At 65.5% G+C, this 16,234-nt stretch carries 15 protein-coding genes; 6 read left to right on the forward strand and 9 right to left on the reverse strand.

From position 1 onward, the window contains the following. Nucleotides 1-11: 11 nt before the first annotated feature. Nucleotides 12-800, reverse strand: a complete 789-nt coding sequence (locus GRI89_RS16870) for a glutathione S-transferase family protein (protein ID WP_159798080.1) — start codon at nt 798-800, stop codon at nt 12-14. Continuing rightward, nucleotides 800-1,579 (reverse strand): glutathione S-transferase family protein, encoded by a 780-nt coding sequence (locus GRI89_RS16875; RefSeq protein ID WP_159798082.1) that lies wholly within the window; start codon nt 1,577-1,579, stop codon nt 800-802. The genes GRI89_RS16870 and GRI89_RS16875 overlap by 1 nt, the downstream gene beginning before the upstream one ends. A 245-nt stretch (nt 1,580-1,824) precedes the next feature. On the opposite strand from GRI89_RS16875, the gene GRI89_RS16880 reads away from it, so the two are divergent. From GRI89_RS16880 to GRI89_RS16890, 3 genes are all read left to right on the forward strand, one after another. After that, on the forward strand, nt 1,825-2,946 hold the full coding sequence (locus tag GRI89_RS16880; RefSeq protein WP_159798084.1) for a 5-methyltetrahydropteroyltriglutamate--homocysteine S-methyltransferase: 1,122 nt from the start codon (nt 1,825-1,827) through the stop codon (nt 2,944-2,946). A 77-nt stretch (nt 2,947-3,023) separates the two neighbouring features. Beyond that, nucleotides 3,024-4,205, forward strand: a complete 1,182-nt coding sequence (locus GRI89_RS16885; RefSeq protein ID WP_159798086.1) for a DUF418 domain-containing protein — start codon at nt 3,024-3,026, stop codon at nt 4,203-4,205. Nucleotides 4,206-4,249: 44 nt separating this feature from the next. Then, nucleotides 4,250-4,534 (forward strand): hypothetical protein, encoded by a 285-nt coding sequence (locus GRI89_RS16890; protein WP_159798088.1) that lies wholly within the window; start codon nt 4,250-4,252, stop codon nt 4,532-4,534. Nucleotides 4,535-4,608: 74 nt separating this feature from the next. On the opposite strand, the gene GRI89_RS16895 is transcribed toward GRI89_RS16890, so the two are convergent. The 4 genes from GRI89_RS16895 to GRI89_RS16910 all read right to left on the reverse strand — a co-directional run bounded on the left by GRI89_RS16895 (nt 4,609) and on the right by GRI89_RS16910 (nt 9,729). Further along, nucleotides 4,609-7,113, reverse strand: coding sequence for a TonB-dependent receptor (locus GRI89_RS16895; RefSeq protein WP_159798090.1), 2,505 nt, complete (start codon nt 7,111-7,113; stop codon nt 4,609-4,611). Nucleotides 7,114-7,294: 181 nt separating this feature from the next. After that, a complete protein-coding gene (locus GRI89_RS16900; RefSeq protein ID WP_159798092.1) occupies nt 7,295-8,428 on the reverse strand; it encodes an amidohydrolase family protein in 1,134 nt (377 codons plus the stop codon). Between the two features lie 147 nt (nt 8,429-8,575). Further along, nucleotides 8,576-9,037, reverse strand: a complete 462-nt coding sequence (locus tag GRI89_RS18110) for a nuclear transport factor 2 family protein (protein WP_159798095.1) — start codon at nt 9,035-9,037, stop codon at nt 8,576-8,578. Next, complete coding sequence (locus GRI89_RS16910; protein WP_159798097.1) at nt 9,034-9,729, reverse strand: nuclear transport factor 2 family protein; 696 nt, start codon at nt 9,727-9,729, stop codon at nt 9,034-9,036. Before GRI89_RS16910 ends, GRI89_RS18110 begins: the two co-directional genes overlap by 4 nt. Before the next feature lie 72 nt (nt 9,730-9,801). Here GRI89_RS16910 and GRI89_RS16915 point away from each other — a divergent pair, with 72 nt between their 5' ends. From GRI89_RS16915 to GRI89_RS16925, 3 genes are all read left to right on the forward strand, one after another. Beyond that, complete coding sequence (locus tag GRI89_RS16915) at nt 9,802-10,743, forward strand: SDR family oxidoreductase (protein ID WP_159798099.1); 942 nt, start codon at nt 9,802-9,804, stop codon at nt 10,741-10,743. 67 nt (nt 10,744-10,810) lie between these two features. Then, nucleotides 10,811-11,689 (forward strand): dienelactone hydrolase family protein, encoded by an 879-nt coding sequence (locus GRI89_RS16920; protein WP_159798101.1) that lies wholly within the window; start codon nt 10,811-10,813, stop codon nt 11,687-11,689. An 11-nt stretch (nt 11,690-11,700) separates the two neighbouring features. Then, nucleotides 11,701-12,936: a serine hydrolase domain-containing protein gene (locus GRI89_RS16925; protein WP_159798103.1), complete on the forward strand. Its 1,236-nt coding sequence runs from the start codon at nt 11,701-11,703 to the stop codon at nt 12,934-12,936. Between the two features lie 534 nt (nt 12,937-13,470). Here GRI89_RS16925 and GRI89_RS16930 read toward each other — a convergent pair. The 3 genes from GRI89_RS16930 to GRI89_RS16940 are packed head-to-tail and all read right to left on the reverse strand — an operon-like array spanning nt 13,471 to nt 16,230. Further along, nucleotides 13,471-14,421: an alpha/beta hydrolase gene (locus GRI89_RS16930; RefSeq protein WP_159798105.1), complete on the reverse strand. Its 951-nt coding sequence runs from the start codon at nt 14,419-14,421 to the stop codon at nt 13,471-13,473. 16 nt (nt 14,422-14,437) lie between these two features. Then, nucleotides 14,438-15,241: a CmcJ/NvfI family oxidoreductase gene (locus GRI89_RS16935; protein ID WP_159798107.1), complete on the reverse strand. Its 804-nt coding sequence runs from the start codon at nt 15,239-15,241 to the stop codon at nt 14,438-14,440. Then, entirely contained in the window at nt 15,238-16,230 is a 993-nt protein-coding gene (locus GRI89_RS16940) for an aldo/keto reductase (RefSeq protein WP_159798109.1), read from the reverse strand. Before GRI89_RS16940 ends, GRI89_RS16935 begins: the two co-directional genes overlap by 4 nt. Between the last annotated feature and the right edge of the window lie 4 nt (nt 16,231-16,234).

Consider the following 16,234-nt stretch of genomic DNA (forward strand, 5'->3'; position numbering starts at 1 on the left):
CAAGGGGCCGTTCAGCCCCAGCGATTGATTTCGGGTCCCGGCGCGAACGCGCGCTCGGGGTGATCGGTGGTAGCGCGGGCCAGCGCGGCTTGCACGCTCGGACGCGCCTCGACACGGTCCATCCACGCGCTGCATCGGCCCTTGCCGGCAAAGGCGTCGGCCTCGAGCGAGCGCATCGGGCGCAGCCAGGCGAAGGTTTCGAGGTCGGCGATGGAGAAATCGCCCATCAGCCACGCGCGCCCGTCGGCCAGCTGGTTCTCGACCCGCTCGGCGAACTGCGCGACCTTGGCCTTGCTGTCGGCGACCTTGGCGGCATCGACGCGGTCGTCGCGCAGGTCCTGCCAGCGTGCGCGGAGGTCCTCGCTGGCGATGGAGGCGAGCAGGGTATCGAAAGTCCCGGCGTCGAGTTCGGCCAACCGACGCTGCGAAGTCGCGAAAATCCCGAGATAGGCGACGGCAGGCGAGAGCCGCTCGGTCGCCTGGCGGCACCACATAAGCATCTGCCAACGCTTGTAAGGATCGTTCGGCTGGAGCCCGCAACCGCCCGCGGCCTCGTCGAAGTACTGGGCGAGAAACACCGCTTCGCTCATCGCTTCGCCATTGGCAACGAGCACGGGACCTTCGCCTTCGACCGCGAAGTCCATGGCGACGCTGTCGGTGCTGCCGGAAATCGTGTGACGTTCCCCGGCAAGCAGGTCGATCGGGCGGCACTCGATATCGAGACCGCTTTCTGCCAGCGCCGCGAGCACCGACAGCGACGGCCCGTTGGGCTCGCCATGGTAGAGCACTGCGCCGCTCATCAGACGAAATCCCCCATGATCGCGTTGAAGCGGTCGGTGAAGCGGCCGCTGCCCATCGCCCAGGTCTCCTGTACCGCCGGGCGGCGATAGACCGTCTTGAGCCAGCGCCAGATGTTCGGCGTCAGCTCGGGGCTGCACAGGTCGGCGTTGCCCACGGGGAGCATGTAGGTCGAATTGAAGATGTTGATGTCGGCCAGCGAATACTGGTTGCTGGCGACGTATTCGCGCTTGCCGAGCTCCTCTTCGAGCAGCGCCACGCCCTTGGCGATGCGGCGGCTGCTTTCGGCCAGCTCGCTTTCGCTGAACTCGGCAAACATCGCCTTGCGCCAGGCGGCGCGGCGTTCGGGCAGCGGAATGCGCGCAATCATCGCCTCGCGCTCTTCCTCCGACTTGTGGGCCAGCGAGGGGCCGACGAACGTGCACCAGCCGATCATCGAGAAGCTCGGGCCGAGCCACTGGTCCATGAACTTCATCCACCAGCGCACCCGCCAGCGGTCCTGCGGGTCGGCCGGCATCAGAGAGGGTCCGTCGAACGCCTCGTCGACATATTCCATGATCGCGGTGCTCTCGGTCAGCACCCGCTCGCCCCAAGGCCCGCTATGCGTCATCGCCGGGATCGTGCCCTGCGGATTGACCGCGAGGTATTCCGGCTGGTGCTGGTCGAACTTCAGCATGTCAATGTAGTGGCTGTCGAACGCGACACCCTTTTCGGCGAGCGCCAGCATCGGCTTGCCCGAGTTCGCGTTGGGCTCCCAGTGATAGAGCGTGACGTCAGCCATGTCCTCTCCGCGCGGCCCGATTAGTCACGGCCGTTATTGTAAGTATCGCTTACAAAAGGGACGCGAGTCCGGTCAAGCGTTGCTGCGATCGCGAAGAGTGCTTGCCAGAGTGTGCGCGAATGCCCTATTTGTGCGGTGTCAGCAGAGCGCGAGCCCGCGCCACGACTCTGGCCCAACCGTCAGCCGAGCGCGAGCCCGCGCCATGACTCTGGCCTAACTTGAAACTCTGGTCTGACAGGACACCCATGAGCACAAAGCTGCCTTCGCGCGCCGACCACGTTGGCTCGTTCCTTCGCCCCAAGTCCGTCCTCGAGGCGCGCCAGCACCGCGCGGCGGAAAACATTTCCTATGAAGAGCTTCGCGAAATCGAGGACGAAGCCATCGCCGAGCTTGCCAAATGGCAGGAATCGCTGGGCCTCAAGGCGATCACCGACGGCGAGTACCGCCGCCTGTTCTTCCACACCGACTTCCTGCTGCAACTCTCCGGCGTCGAAGAGACCGGCGGGATCAAGAAGGCGTTCAAGAACGACAAGGGCGTCGACGTCCACTTCGCCCCGCCGAAAATGATCATCACCGGCAAGGTCGAGCACGTGAAACCGATCCAGCGCCGCGATTACGAGTTCCTCGCCGCGCATGTGACGGAGACGCCGAAGGTGGCGATCCCGAGCCCGACCATGCTGCACTTCCGCGCCGGCCGGGCAGGCATTCCCGAGGACGTCTATCCCGAGATGCAGATGTTCTACGATGACGTTGCCGCAGCCTACCGCGACGAGATCGCCGACCTCGCCGATGCCGGCTGCCGCTACATCCAGTTCGACGATACCAACCTCGCCTACCTGTGCGACACCGGCCACCGCGCCGATGCCCAGAACCGCGGGATGGACCCGGACAGCATCACCCACAACTACGCCAAGCTGATCAACGCCAGCTTCGCCGATGCGCCGGCCGACATGATCAAGGCCATGCACCTTTGCCGCGGCAACTTCCGGTCGAGCTGGGCGGCCGAGGGCGGTTACGATCCGGTCGCCGAAGTCATGTTCAACGAATGCGACATCGACGCCTTCTTCCTCGAATACGACGATGCCCGTTCGGGGGACTTTGCCCCGTTGCGCTTCCTGCCCAAGGGCAAGACCGTGGTGCTCGGCCTCGTTTCGACCAAGCTCGGCGACCTCGAAACGCGCGACGACATCCTGCGGCGCATCGATGAGGCGGCCAAGTACGCCGACATCGACCAGCTCGCGCTGAGCCCGCAGTGCGGCTTTGCTAGCACCGTGCACGGCAACGACATCACCACCGAACAGCAGGCCGACAAGATCCGGCTGTGCGTGGAAGTTGCCGACGAAGTCTGGAGCCACGTCACCGCCTGACAAGCATGATCGCCGCGGGGGCAATTCGATTGCGCCCGCGGCGAATTGCCTGCACATGCCCCGCGAGGGGAGTGCCGATGACGAACAAGCGGATCGAACTGGTAGACGCACTGCGCGGTTTCGCGCTGCTCGGGCTGTTCCTGGTCCATTGCGTCGAACGGTTCGAGGTCATCTGGATCGATCCGCAGCCCGACGCCTGGTTCGACGGCGTGTTCGCGCTGTTCGGCAGCAAGGCCTTCGCCATCTTCGCGCTGCTATTCGGTTTCTCGTTTGCCACCATCATGGGCAACGAGCGGGCACGCGGCGGCGACTTTACGATGCGCTTCACCTGGCGGCTGGTATTGCTCTTCGCCTTCGGCACGTTTCACGCGATCTTCTACCGCGGCGACATCCTGCAGGTGCTGGCGGTGATCGGCCTGCTTCTGATCCCGTTCGACCGGGTGAAATCCGACCGCGTGCTGCTCGCGATTGCCGCACTGGCTTTCCTGCAGTTGCCTCAGCTTGTCCGGCTATGGGCCGCCGGCCAGGGCCAGTCCTGGGCAACCGCGGACCCGCTCTATTTCACCTGGGGAAGCCTGCCGACACTGGTCAACGGCACGTGGCTGCAGGTCGCCGCGGACAATCTTGGCCCCGGGACCGTCGGCAAATGGTCCTATTACCTCGAGACGGGGCGAGTGATGGAGATCGTCGGCCTGTTCCTTGTCGGGATGGTTGCGCAAAGGCGCAGCTGGTTTGCCGTTTCTTCCTTCCGCTGGAAAGGCTGGCTAACGCTGCTGGTCGTCGCAGCGGTCCTTTGGGCCTTGGCGACATGGTTCCTTCCCGCCGCCCTGACCGCAATGGCCGGCCAGCCCGCGCAAGCGCAGGCCCGCGAGTGGCTGGCGTCACAGTGGACGTCACTCTTCGCCATGGCCTTCCAGGTCGCGCTGTTCGTGCAGCTGTGGCACACCGCCTTGCGCGGAGTACTGTCGGTGTTCGCGGCCCCGGGGCGGATGACGCTGACGCTGTACATCGGGCAGTCGCTCGTCGCGGTGCCGCTGCTCTACGGCTACGGTCTCGGCTTGTGGGACGATATTTCGCACGCGCAGGCCGTGTTGATCGGGCTGGTTGCCTTTGCGGCCCAGGCCGCGCTGGCCGCCTGGTGGTTCCGCCACTACCGCTACGGCCCGCTCGAATGGCTCTGGCGCGCGGCGACCCGGACCACGTTCGACGTGCCGTTCCGGGGTGGCGCGCAGATGAACGGGGAACCCACGGCCCGTTAACCAGGTTTGGGTATGCTGACGGCCTGATAGCTGCGGAGTGCCCGATGCCTGCACGCAAGACTGCCAGACGATCGACGCCGATCGGCGCGCTCTGCGACGTCGATGCGCGCACCTTCCCGATAGCGATCTCCGACATCACGCCGGACGGCTGTTCGTGCGAAGCCGAATGCGACTGGGGCGAGGATGGCGAGTTCCTCCACCTGACCATCGCCGGCAGCGTCGAGATCAATGGCCGCGTGCTCTGGCACAAGGGTCACCGGGCCTCGATAGGCTTCTTCGGCCAGATCCACCCGGCGGTGATCGACCAGTGGAAGCGCCGCGCCGCCTGAGCATTTCCTCGTGAGCAACGAAAAAGGGCGGCCCCGCGGGGCCGCCCTTCTCGTTTGGGGTTCGAAGAGGTTCCTCAGAACGTCTTCTTGACGGTGAACGCCCACTCGCGCGGACGGCCCGGCTGGGCCTTGTCGAGCCCGGCGCCGGCGGCGCGCAGGTCGAACACAGTCAGGTAGTAGTACTTGTCGAACAGGTTGGTCACCTCGAGCGAGGCCGAGAGGTCCCTGTCCGCATTGCGCCAGGTGATCCGGGCATTCGCGATCGTGTAGGCCGGGATGTACTGCGGATCGCCGAGGTACTTGGCGCCGGTGTAGACCTTGTCCTGGTAGCTGACGTCGATGCGCGGCGTGATCGAGCCGATCTCGTCGAGCGGGACCTCGTACTGTGCGCCCACGGTCCACTTCCACTCGGGCAGGCCGGCCCGCGGGTCGGTCAGCGCAGTGGTCGAGCCCGCGATCAGGCTGGTGTACTTGAAGTTGATGTAGCTGATCGAGCCGTCGATCGAGAATCCGTCGACCGGACGAACGCTCGTTTCGGCTTCCACACCCCATTCGCGGGCGTTGCCGCCGTTGACCAGCGCGGCGCACGGCGTCGACCCGTCCGGACAGATCGAGGTGCCGATCTGCGCGTTCTTCAGCTTGCCGTAGAAGCCGGTCAGGTTGAACCGCAGGCGGCGGTCCCACAGGTCCGACTTGAGGCCGGCTTCCCAGTTGGTCAGCACCTCCGGATTGAAGCTGATGACCTGGCTGGCGAAGAACGGGCGCGGGTTGGTGCCGCCGCCCTTGAAGCCGGTCGAGTACGAACCGTAGACCATCAGCGCGTCGTTGAAGCGGTAGTTCAGCGCCGCGCGGTAGTCCCACCGGTTGCCCTTGTACGTCGCCACCGCGCCGGTCAGGGCGCCCGGGGTGCCCGCACCGTTGGCTGCGCCGATCGGGTCGAGATAGGGATTGACCGTGCCGTCCGGGTTGAGCCGGAAGTAGTGGTACTCCTTGCTCTCGTCGGTGTAGCGCACGCCGCCGTCGAAAGTCAGGCCGGGGATGACTTCCCAGCTGACGTTGGCGAAGCCGGCCTTGCTCTCCGCCGGCGTTTCGTCCGGCTGGATGAACTGCAGCGGGAACACCCCGAGACCCGGCGTGGTGTAGGTGCCGCCGCTAGTGTTGATGTAGCGCAGGTCCTGGTACGAGAAGTAGTCGGTGCGCTGCTTGAAGTAGTAGCCGCCGAGGACGAGCGTGGCCGTGTCGGTCAGCTCGGCGTTGAAGCGCAGTTCCTCGCTCCAGTTCCAGTGCGTCAGGTGGTTGGAGCCGCCCGACAGCGGGATCGGCGAGATGTCGTCGTCCACGCCGAAGTCGGAAATCCAGCTCTGGTAGGCGAGGATGTTGTCGATGCTCATCGTGTCGTTGAGCGCAAAGTGGGCGTTCGCCGCGAGGTTGTAGCCCTTGTAGAGGCTGCGGTTGCTGCGCTGGGTGGCGAGCAGTTGCTGGCCCGAGAACGGGAAGCCCGGCGTGGCGACACCGATGTACTCGATCGCCGGCGAGGAATAGCTCGAGAACGAGCAGTACTTACCGCACATGAAGCGGTTGTCGTACGGGACGCCGCCGATGTTGGTGTTGCCGTTGTTGATCAGGTTGGTGGCGATCAGAACTTCGCCGGTCGCGGTGTGCTCGTCGTGCGTGTACTCGGCCGTCAGGTTGATATCGATGTCGGACGAGGGGTTGTAGCGCAGCGCGCCGCGGACCGCCTGGTAGCCGACGCCGCCGAGCTTGGCGACGCGGCAGTTGCCGTCGGGCTGGAGCGCCGGGATGCCGCCGGCCGGATTGACCTGGCGGGTGTTGCCGTCGTTGTCGGTGAACGTGGCGGAGCCGCCGGCCGGGAAGACGCAACCGAAATCCAGCTGGTCGACGTAGCCTTCCTGCTGCTTGAAGACGCCCGAGACGCGGGCGAAGAGATCGTCGGTCAGCGCAAAGTCGACGCCGCCGCGCAGGCCGATGCGGTTGCCGGTGCCGTAAGTGGCTTCGACGTAGCCGCTGCCGTCGCCGCTCGGCCTCTTGCTGAACATCTTGATCGAGCCGCCTTCCGAGTTACGTCCGGAGAGCGTGCCCTGCGGGCCGCGCAGGATCTCGACCCGGTCGAGGTCGAGCAGGTCGAACACCGCGCCGATCAGCTGCGGGTAGTAGACGTCGTCGATATAGATGCCGACGCCCGGTTCGTAGGCGGGGTTGAAGTCGGCCTGGCCGATGCCGCGGATCGACGCGGAGATCGAGGGGCCGAACGAGGCTCCCTGCGGCTTCAGCGTCACGTTCGGCGCGCTGTCGGCCACTTGCACCAGGTTGGTCTGGCTCTTGGCTTCCATCGTCTCGGAGTTGACCGCGGTGATGGCCAGCGGCGTGTCCTGCAGGTTCTGCTCGCGGAACTGCGCGGTGACGATGATCTCGTTGCTGCCGCCAGCGGTGTCGCTCGAGGCGGTAGCCGATGTGCCCTGATCGCTGTCGTCCTGGGCAAACGCCGGTTGCGCCATGGCAATGACGGCAAGAGAAGCGCCCGCGGCAAAACCGCGGCGCAAGGCTGATTGGCGATGCATGATTATTTCTCCCATTTAGGTCCGCAGGCCCCTGCTGCCCTGCCGCGAACCGCGGGCTGGATAATACCATCTGTTAAAGTGACAACACTAATTATCACTTATGTTAGGGAAAACGCGCCGAGTGTTGCGCGTTTGCAAAACCGGCCCCGGAACGCGTGCGCTGGCTGGGAAACACCACCCGCTAACCCCTGATGCGGAAGACCGACCTCGCGTTGTCCTCCATCAGCATCTTCTTGTGCTCGGGGCTCATCGCCATGCGGTCGTAGGCGGCGACCTCGTCGAAGGACTGCTGGTAGGGGTAATCCATCGCGTAGAGCACGCGGTCGGGGCCCATCACCTCCTGGCAGAACCTGATCGCCGGCTCCCAGCCGACGCCGCTGGTGGTGACCCAGATGTTGTTCTGGAAGTAATAGCTGACCGGGTGCCTGAGCTTCACTGGCGGCTGCCCGCCGCGCAGGCCGGCGCGGTTGTCGGCGTTCCCCTGCATCCAGTCGAAGCGGTAGATGTGCAGCGGCAGGCACTCGCCGAGGTGGCCGATGACCAGCCGGAGCTTGGGGAAGCGGTCGAAGGCGCCCGAGAAGATGATCCCCATCGTGTGCAGCCAGACGTCGTGCGGGAAGCCGCCGAGCGCGCCGAAGAAGCCGCGTGTCTCGTAGTGCGGCGCGTTGAACGGCGCGGTCGGGTGGATGTAGAGCGCGCCGTCGTTGGCCTCGATCGCCTCGAGGATCGGCCAATAGTCCTGCTCGTCGATATAGTGGCCCTGCCAGTGCGAATTGAGCACCGCGCCGTTGAGGCCCAGGGTCCCCATTGCCCGATCGATCTCTTTGACCGAACCGGCGACGTCGCGCGGGTCGAAGGCGGCGAGCGCGGAGAAGCGGTCAGGGTGGTTGCGGCAGGCTTCGGCGGCGATGTCGTTGGCCTCGCGCGCCAGCGGGGTGCCGTCGCCCGGCCTGACCACCTGCACACCCGGCGCGGTCAGCAGCAGGAGCTGCCGGGCGATGCCGAATTCGTCCATGTGCTGGATGCGCAGTCCGCCGAGGTTCTGCAGCATCTCCTGCAAGGAAGGCATCCTCGAGAACATGCCCGCCATCTTGAGCGAGTCGTCGCCCGGCGCGTCGCCGCTCTCGAAGTATTCGACCTGCGCCTTGACCAGCGCCGGGAAGGTCCAGGCCTCCTCGGTGGCGATGCGTTTGTAGGGCGCGTCGCGGTCGACGTGCCCGGCGCGCGGGGCGAGGCCGACGCGGGTGCGCACCGAGAAGTCTTCCTTGAAGTGGCCCTTGAGGCCGAACTCGCTGCCGTCTTCGAGTTTGGGCATCTTGCCTCCTTGCTAAGTCCTTCGAGACGCGCCTTCGACGGGCTCAGTCGCTCCTCAGGATGAGCGGGTAATACGGAATCGCTCATGGTGAGGAGGGGCTGAGTAGCTCGCGTTGCGAGCGTATCGAAGACCCGTCTCGAACCACCATCAGAACATCCCGTTTTGGTTCTTGCACGTGGCCGGGTCGGGCACTTCCTGCATGACGTCCCAATGCTCGACGATATAGCCGTCCTTCACGCGCAGCAGGTCGACGATGGCGTATCCCCGTGTTGCGGCCTCGCGCATGAAGTGGAAATGTACGGCCACGAGGTCGGCGTCTCCCCACACCACGCGCTTCACTTCGTGCGAGAGGTCGGGCAGCCGCGCCATGCTCGCCTGCATCATCGCCAGCGTTGCGTCGCGCCCGGTCGGGGCGTTGGGATTATGCTGGATGTAGTCGGGGTGCATCCAGCAGGTGAAGGCGTCGGTCGGGTTGTCCTCGACGTAGAACAGCTGGATGAACCGCTCCGCCACCTGCCGGGTGGTGAGCTTGTCCCGTCCCGAGGTGTCGCGCGGATCGAAGGGGGGCGACTGCCAGTCCCAAGGCAGCGCCCCTTCGGCGGGCTTCACTTTTCCTGCCCGGCCAGCATCGCCCCGAACTTCGGGTGTGCGAAGTGCATCGGCACGTCCTGGCGATAGGGCCAGGTCTTGCGGTGCTGGTCGGCGGAAAGCAGGATGTCGGGACCGAGGGGGTCTTCCGGGAAGGTCTTTTCGGCGGGCTGCAGGTGCGCGGTGGTGTGCGCCCAGCCTTCCTCGTAGTTGCCCTGCCACTGCATCATGTAGTCGAGCCGCTTGATCTTCCAGATCCCGTCGACGTTGACGTAGTCGTTTTCGTAGATGCCGGCTTCCATGAACTGCTGCGGCATCATCTCTTCGCGGGTGTCCTGGAAATCGTCGTGCCAGCCGCCGAGCAGGATGCCGTGGAAGCGGCCCTTGGCGGTCTTGCGGTCGGGCGCGACGGTGATGATGTCCTGCATCTGGAAGTGGTCGAGCAGCAACCCGTTGACCGGGCCCGGCACGCCGCCGGTGAAGCGGCCCTGGATCCAGTCGCCATAGAGCCGCTTGACCCCGGCGTGGCCGACGTACTCGCCACTGAGGAAGACCACGCAGCCGTCTTCGGCGAAGAGCTCGGCAACCTCCTCTGGACGGTTGAAATCGATGTAGTAGCCATAAGCCCAGTGCAGGCGGCGGATGGCCTGGATGTCCTCCAGGACGCCGACCTTCTGCTCCAGCTCCGCGAGGCGGGCTTCCACGTCACTCATTCTCGACTCTCCCAATAATCTTTGTATGCAACACTAACGATCGATATGATTTTGGGTAGAGGAAAGTCAGGGATGAGCGAGCAACCGGGCGGTTGGGCCACGGAATGGAAAGGCCGCGTCGCCTTCGTCACCGGAGCAGTCACGGGGATCGGACTCGGCGTGGCGCAGGCCTTCGCCGATGCGGGCATGAAACTGGCGCTGAGCTATCGCAACGAGGACGACAAGGCGGCGACCGAGGCGTGGTTCGACAGCAAGGGCTACGACCAGCCGCTCTACTGCAAGCTCGACGTCACGGACCGCGCCCGCTTCGCCGAAGTCGCGGACGATGTGGTTGACCGCTACGGCGAAGTCCACGTGCTGGTGAACAACGCCGGCGTGTCCGTCTTCGGCCCGACCGACGAGGCGACCTACGACGATTTCGACTGGATCATGGGGGTTAATTTCGGCGGCGTGGTCAACGGCCTCGTCAGCTTCCTGCCCAAGATCAAGGCCGCGCACGGCCGCCGCCACGTCACCAACATCGCCAGCATGGCCGCCTTCCTGCCGGGCCCGCAGGCGGGCATCTACACCGCCAGCAAGTTCGCCGTGCGCGGGCTGACGGAATCGCTGCGCTACAACCTCGCGCCGCAGGGCATCGGCTGTTCGCTGTGCTGCCCGGCGCTGACCCGGACCAACGCCTGGACCAGCGCGCTCAAGCGCCCCGACAGCTTCAAGGACACCGGCTTCGCCGAGGCGCGCGAGGGCGAACTCAGGCAGTTCGGCACCGCGTTCGAGGAAGGGATGGACCCTTACGTCGTCGGCTCGAAGATCCTCACGGGAATGACCAACATGGACGGGTTGATCCTGACCCATCCCGAGCACGGCCCCGATTTCGAGGAACTGCACGAAAAGCTCATGGCCGCCCTCCCGGTCGAGGATGCCCCCGAAGGCCGCCTTCGCATCGAGGAACTGCGCCGCGAGGCCATGCGCCAGGCCGAAGCCGGTATCCGCATGAAGATGGACGACCTGACCTAGGGCGCGGCCTAGACTCCTGCCGGGGTTGCGGTATCCTCGCGCCAAGCGTGGATAGAGGAGACTGGCGATGTGTGAACTCGATCAACTGGATGCGATGGACCCGGCCAAGCGCGGGGTCAGCCGCCGCCAATTCACGGTGATGGGTGCGGCGGGCGTGGCCGCGGCGGCTTGTGCACCGACCGGCGGAGCCAAGGCGCAAGACTCGCTCACGGAAAGCGACGTCACCTTCGAAGCCCCGGGCGGGACGATGGACGGCTATTTCGTCCACCCCGCGACCGGAAAGCACCCGGCCGTTATCCTCTATCCCGACATCGGCGGCCTGCGCGATGCGCCCAAGGCCATGGGCCGGCGCCTCGCCGCTTCGGGGTATGCGGTGCTCGTCGCCAATCCCTATTACCGCAGCGTCGCCGGCCAGCAGTTCGCCGACTTCGAGGCGTTCCGCAACGACGGCGGCTTCCAGAAGGTTGGCCCGTGGATGGCCAAGAACACGCCCGAAGCGGTGATGGAATCGGCCAAGGCGATCATCGCCTGGCTCGATGCGCAGGATGCGGTCGACACCAGCAAGGGCGTCGGCAGCCAGGGCTACTGCATGACCGGCGGCTGGACCATCATGACCGCGGCAGCAAATCCGGACCGCGCCAAGGCGGCGTGCAGCTTCCACGGCGGCGGACTGGTCGGAGATGCTCCCACCTCGCCCGTCAACCTGCTCGACGACATGGCGGCCGATTCCAAGGCGCTCATCTGCATCGGCAAGAACGACGACGAGCGTGCGCCGACCGACAAGGACAAGCTTAAGGAAGCGGGCGCCAAGGCCAAGGCCGAGGTCTCGGTCGAGGTCTACGGAGGGGACCACGGCTGGACGGTGCTCGACAGCCCGGTCTACAACGAGGCCGAGGCCGAGCGCGCCTGGGCCAACATGCTGGATACCTACAAGAAATTCCTCTGAGCGGGGGTTGCATGAAAGCCTTTTGCGCCGCGCTGGCGGCCGCCGCGCTTGCCCTGCCGCAGGCCGGGGCGGCGCAGGAGCCGCTGGTGCTCGACACCGCGCGCATCGATCGCATGCTCGAAAGTTTCGTCGCCGACGGCCGCACCGTCGGCGACGAAATCCTCATCTGGAAGGACGGCAAGGAGCAGCACTACGCCAGCGCCGGAATGGCCGACCGCGAGGGCAAGCGGCCATTCACGCGCGACACGCAGTTCCAGCTTTTCTCGATGACCAAGCCGGTCACAGGCGTGGCGCTCATGCAGCTGTGGGAGCAGGGCAAGTTCGGGCTCGACGACCCGCTCTCGCGCTACCTGCCGCAATTCGCCGATGTGAAGGTCTATGACGAGGCGGCGCCCGGCAAGCTGCGCCCGCCAAGCCGCCCGATCGTAATCCGCGACGTGATGCGGCACACCGCCGGGTTCACCTACGGCAACGCCGGGCATCCCAGCGATCCGGTGTGGAACGAGCTGCAGCCACTGTCGTCCGACCACACGTTGGCGCAGTTCGCCGACCTCATGGCGCAGGTCCCGCTGCTCTATGACCCGGGCACCCACTGGCACTACAGCGCCGGGGTCGACGTACAGGCGCGGCTGGTCGAGGTGCTCTCGGGCCAGCCGTTCGACGAATATGTCGCCGAGCATATCTTCCAGCCACTCGGCATGACCCATTCGTGCTGGAAATGCCCCGACACCATGCTTCCGAACCTGGCGGCGATTTACGACGGGCCCTCGCTCACCCGGATGCCGACCGAAGCCTGGCTCGACGCCAACTTCCGCGGCAAGCCGATGACCATGGGCGGCGCGGGGATCGTCACTACGATCGACGACTACATGCGCTTCGCCCGCATGCTGCTCGGACACGGCGAGCTCGACGGTGCGCGGATCCTCCAGCCGGCCACGATCAGGGTCATGTCGACCGACCAGCTCGACCCGCGGATTACCGAGGCCGACCGGGCCTGGTTGCCCAGCAAGGGAACCGGCGGCTTCGGGCTCGACTTCTTCGTGCGGACCAGGCCGCCGCAGACGCCGCAGGAAAACCGCGGCGCGGTCGGCGAGTTCTTCTGGGACGGGCTGCCCTCAATGCTGTTCTGGGTCGATCCAGCCAACGACATGGCGGTGGTCTTCGCGACGCAGAAGACGCCGTTCGACGGCACGCTGCACCACGACATCCGCGCCGCGCTCTACGGTGCCGATTACCCCGCCGACTAGCGCGCCTCGTTCTCGCAGCAGTGCAAAAACACTTTCATACACGGCGGCGGCCTGCATAGTGTCCTGCCGATGCCGTGTCGCTTTGCCTCCTCGTGCGCTCCCTGTCGTTGCGCTGACCACGCGGGGACGTGCGGCCGGGACGAATTTATTCCCGCCGGGCATGTGTGACCCGGTCGATCTGTGACCTTTTTCCACCTAACTTACTGAAAATACAACAGTTATGTGGAAAGGTGCCTGGGTCAAACCTGAGAACCTTGTGACCCTGCTGCGTTGCCTTTCCAAGCCTGCGTCGGAAGCGGGCCGGCGTACGAATCCGGCCCTGAAAGGGAGTGGGCGGCCCTTGCGGGCCGCCCAGATAAGGAGTTCTGCGATCGGCCACCGAGGGGCCGGAACCGAGGGACCTGATGGCCCCGGGCCTCCGGTGACAGGTGGAGAATCACGCCTCGCTGGTTAAGACCGTCCTGCGATTCATGGTTACCATGAAGTTACCTATCGTGTGGCGCGGCTGGAGCCGGGTCGCGGGCGAAAAAAGTCTTAGAGCCCGTTCTTGCGTTCGATGGTGACGTCGGGATCGCGGCACCACTTGCCGTCGGGGCAGGCAAAGTCCGCCTTGGCCGCCGAATCGCCGCGCAAGTGCCATTGCAGCCAGTCGACGACGATCGCCGCGCCCTTGCCGCCGTTAGCATCGTTGTAGGTTCCGCCGTGGCCGGTCGGGATGTTGACCAGCATCGCCGGGGCCTTGGCAATCTTGGCGAAGTCGTCGGTGCCGTTGGCGTAGGCGATGTCGCTCGGCCCGCCGAGCAGGTAGAGCACCGGGGTGTGGATCGCCGCCAGCTGGTCCTTGCTCATGTCCATCTCGCCTCCTGGCTCGCCCGGGGGTTTCTCGATGAAGATGCCGCTGTTCTGGATCACCAGCGTGTCGATGCGCGGATCGTCGGCCAGCCGCAGCGCCTGGACGCCGCCGCACGAATAGCCGCCGAGGGCGATGGCGTTGGGATCGATCATGCCGACATAGCGGCTTCCCGCGCGGCCGTTCTCCGAAATCGCCCAGTCGAGCGCGTAGGCAAGGTCGGTTGCCGTCGTCTCGGTGGCGAATGGGCCGTTGCCGGTACCGCTTGCCGGGCGCGGAGACTTGGCGTTGGGGCCGCTGCGCCATTGGCCCGGCGCGATCGCGAGATAGCCGTGGCTGGCGATCTCGGCGAGCTGCTGGCGCGCGCTCGTCGCGTCGGCCGCGCAGGCGCCATTGCCCCAAACGAACACCCCAAGCGTACCCTCCCTGAACGGCGAGAGATCGCGCGGACGATAGACGACGTAGCCTTCAAGGTTGGGGTCGAGTTCCGTCAGCGCGGGGTAGGGGCCGGTGCCCTGTGTATCGGGCACCTTGTCGGCCTCGGCCTGCATGCGTTCAAAATCGGACTGTTGAACTGTGGCGCATCCGGCCAGCGAAAGGGTCAGAACAGTCCCGATAAAGCGCTTGATCGACATGCTTCGCCCCCGCGATTCAGCCATACCAGTAACAGGTCCCGCGCATTTCCAGGCTCACCCGGGGTGGCGCATCGGGCCCGGCAAGCGGGTTGTCGAAGGCCCCGTGCGGCATCAGCTGCGCCCGCTCCGGGTCGCTCTCGCTGGTCTTGAAGACGATCGCCTCGTCGGGCCGCATGTCGGAGTAATAGAACCATTGGTGCGCCGGATTCGCCGCCAGAAGGTAGTTGGCAAAGCCCCACTCCGGGCTCCCGTCGAGCGGGTCGAAAATCGCCTGGCAGTCGAGCAGGTCCTCCGCGGCGATGCTGGGGTAGGCGCAGAGGCCAAGCGGCACGTCCTGCGTCCCCCCGGCAAGCGAGCGCCAGACGTTGTACTGGGCGCTGCGAACGACGGTCTTGCCCTCCGGAGCACCCTTGGCTCGCATCGCGGCGGCATCTTCCTTCGCCATGTCGACGTGGACGAAACGCGCGGGATGCGAATTGTCGTGCTCCTCGTTCGCGCCGCTCTTCTCGGAGAAGCGCAGGATGCCGAACGGGGTCATCATCACCTCGTCGCACCCGGTCAGGCGCTTGAGCAGGTCGGAAATCTCTGCGCGGTGGACCTTGGCCACCTGTTCGAGGTCGGTCAGGTCATCGACCGCGCTCGCGTGCCCCACCAGCATGAAGCCTTCGCGGTCGAGATCGGCGTCGATTTCGCGCGCGTCGTGGATCGTCACTTCGGCCGGCTTCAGCGGGACGAAGTCCTTCTCGTGCGCGTTGGCATAGAAAAAGGGGCGCCTCTCCGTGCGTTCGGAATATCCGATCGCCGCCCTTACGTCTTTCATGCGTCCTCGAACTCCTCGGTATCGATCGTCGGCCTTATCGCGTCGTGATAGCGATGACCGCGCACCGTGTCGTGGTTGATGATGCGCCCCGCCTCGGCGATCGCTTCGGCCGGGATGGCGAGCTCGGAGGAGGCCCAATTCTCTTCGAGGTGTGCGAGGCTCGTCGTGCCCGGGATGACGTGGCAGTTTTCGCCTTGTTCGAGGACCCAGCGCAGCGCCAGCTGGGCCGGCGTCACATTTTGGTCGGCGGCGAGTTCGCCGAGCCGTTCCACCAACCGCAGGTTGTGCGGCCAGTTTTCGGCGTTGAAGCGCGGCATCCTGGTGCGCAGGTCCTGCTCTTCGAGCGTCGAGGGATCCTTGAGCACCCCGCCAAAGGCGCCGCGCCCGGTGGGGCTGAAGGCCACGAGAGCGGTGCCCAGTTCCCTGGTCGCTTCGAGCACTCCGATCTCGACGTTGCGGGTCCACAGCGAATACTCGGGCTGCACCGCCGCCATGGGGTGCACGGCGTGGGCCTCGCGCAAGTGCGCCGCGCTCCACTCGCTGACCCCGTAGGCGCCGATCTTGCCCGCCTCGATCGCCCGCACCATCGCCCCGACGCTGTCGGCGACCGGCACCTTGGGATCGAAGCGGTGCATGTAGAACAGGTCGATGTGATCGGTGCCGAGCCGCTCAAGGCTCGCATCGAGCGAAGTAGTGATCGCTTCCGGACTGCAATCTACGCCGCGTTTGGGCCCGTCGACGACGATTCCGACCTTGCTGGCGAGGAAGAACTCAGCCCTGCGGTGCATCACCGCCTTCTTCAGCAGCGCCTCGTTCTTGCCGCCGCCGTAGATGTTGGCGGTATCGAGGTGGTTGTAGCCGATATCCAGCGCACGGTTGAGCAGAGCGATGCAGTCGTCCTCGCCCGGGGGCGTTCCATAGGCCCAGGACAGGTTCATGCAGCCGAGGCCGACGGGGTGAAGCGGTCGTCCGGCGATCGTACGCTGCATGTCA

Source organism: Croceibacterium salegens (assembly GCF_009827435.1).
Taxonomy (GTDB): Bacteria; Pseudomonadota; Alphaproteobacteria; order Sphingomonadales; family Sphingomonadaceae; genus Croceibacterium_B; species Croceibacterium_B salegens.

Bases quoted from the DNA above. Each gene is read 5' to 3' on its own strand.
- GRI89_RS16910 (WP_159798097.1), bottom strand. From the start codon at position 9,729: ATGAGTGACGTGGAAGCCCGCCTCGCGGAGCTGGAGCAGAAGGTCGGC.
- GRI89_RS16885 (WP_159798086.1), top strand. From the start codon at position 3,024: ATGACGAACAAGCGGATCGAACTGGTAGACGCACTGCGCGGTTTCGCG.
- GRI89_RS16930 (WP_159798105.1), bottom strand. From the start codon at position 14,421: ATGTCGATCAAGCGCTTTATCGGGACTGTTCTGACCCTTTCGCTGGCC.
- GRI89_RS16935 (WP_159798107.1), bottom strand. From the start codon at position 15,241: ATGAAAGACGTAAGGGCGGCGATCGGATATTCCGAACGCACGGAGAGG.
- GRI89_RS16920 (WP_159798101.1), top strand. From the start codon at position 10,811: ATGTGTGAACTCGATCAACTGGATGCGATGGACCCGGCCAAGCGCGGG.
- GRI89_RS16870 (WP_159798080.1), bottom strand. From the start codon at position 800: ATGAGCGGCGCAGTGCTCTACCATGGCGAGCCCAACGGGCCGTCGCTG.
- GRI89_RS16940 (WP_159798109.1), bottom strand. From the start codon at position 16,230: ATGCAGCGTACGATCGCCGGACGACCGCTTCACCCCGTCGGCCTCGGC.
- GRI89_RS16925 (WP_159798103.1), top strand. From the start codon at position 11,701: ATGAAAGCCTTTTGCGCCGCGCTGGCGGCCGCCGCGCTTGCCCTGCCG.
- GRI89_RS16875 (WP_159798082.1), bottom strand. From the start codon at position 1,579: ATGGCTGACGTCACGCTCTATCACTGGGAGCCCAACGCGAACTCGGGC.
- GRI89_RS16890 (WP_159798088.1), top strand. From the start codon at position 4,250: ATGCCTGCACGCAAGACTGCCAGACGATCGACGCCGATCGGCGCGCTC.
- GRI89_RS16900 (WP_159798092.1), bottom strand. From the start codon at position 8,428: ATGCCCAAACTCGAAGACGGCAGCGAGTTCGGCCTCAAGGGCCACTTC.
- GRI89_RS16880 (WP_159798084.1), top strand. From the start codon at position 1,825: ATGAGCACAAAGCTGCCTTCGCGCGCCGACCACGTTGGCTCGTTCCTT.
- GRI89_RS16895 (WP_159798090.1), bottom strand. From the start codon at position 7,113: ATGCATCGCCAATCAGCCTTGCGCCGCGGTTTTGCCGCGGGCGCTTCT.
- GRI89_RS16915 (WP_159798099.1), top strand. From the start codon at position 9,802: ATGAGCGAGCAACCGGGCGGTTGGGCCACGGAATGGAAAGGCCGCGTC.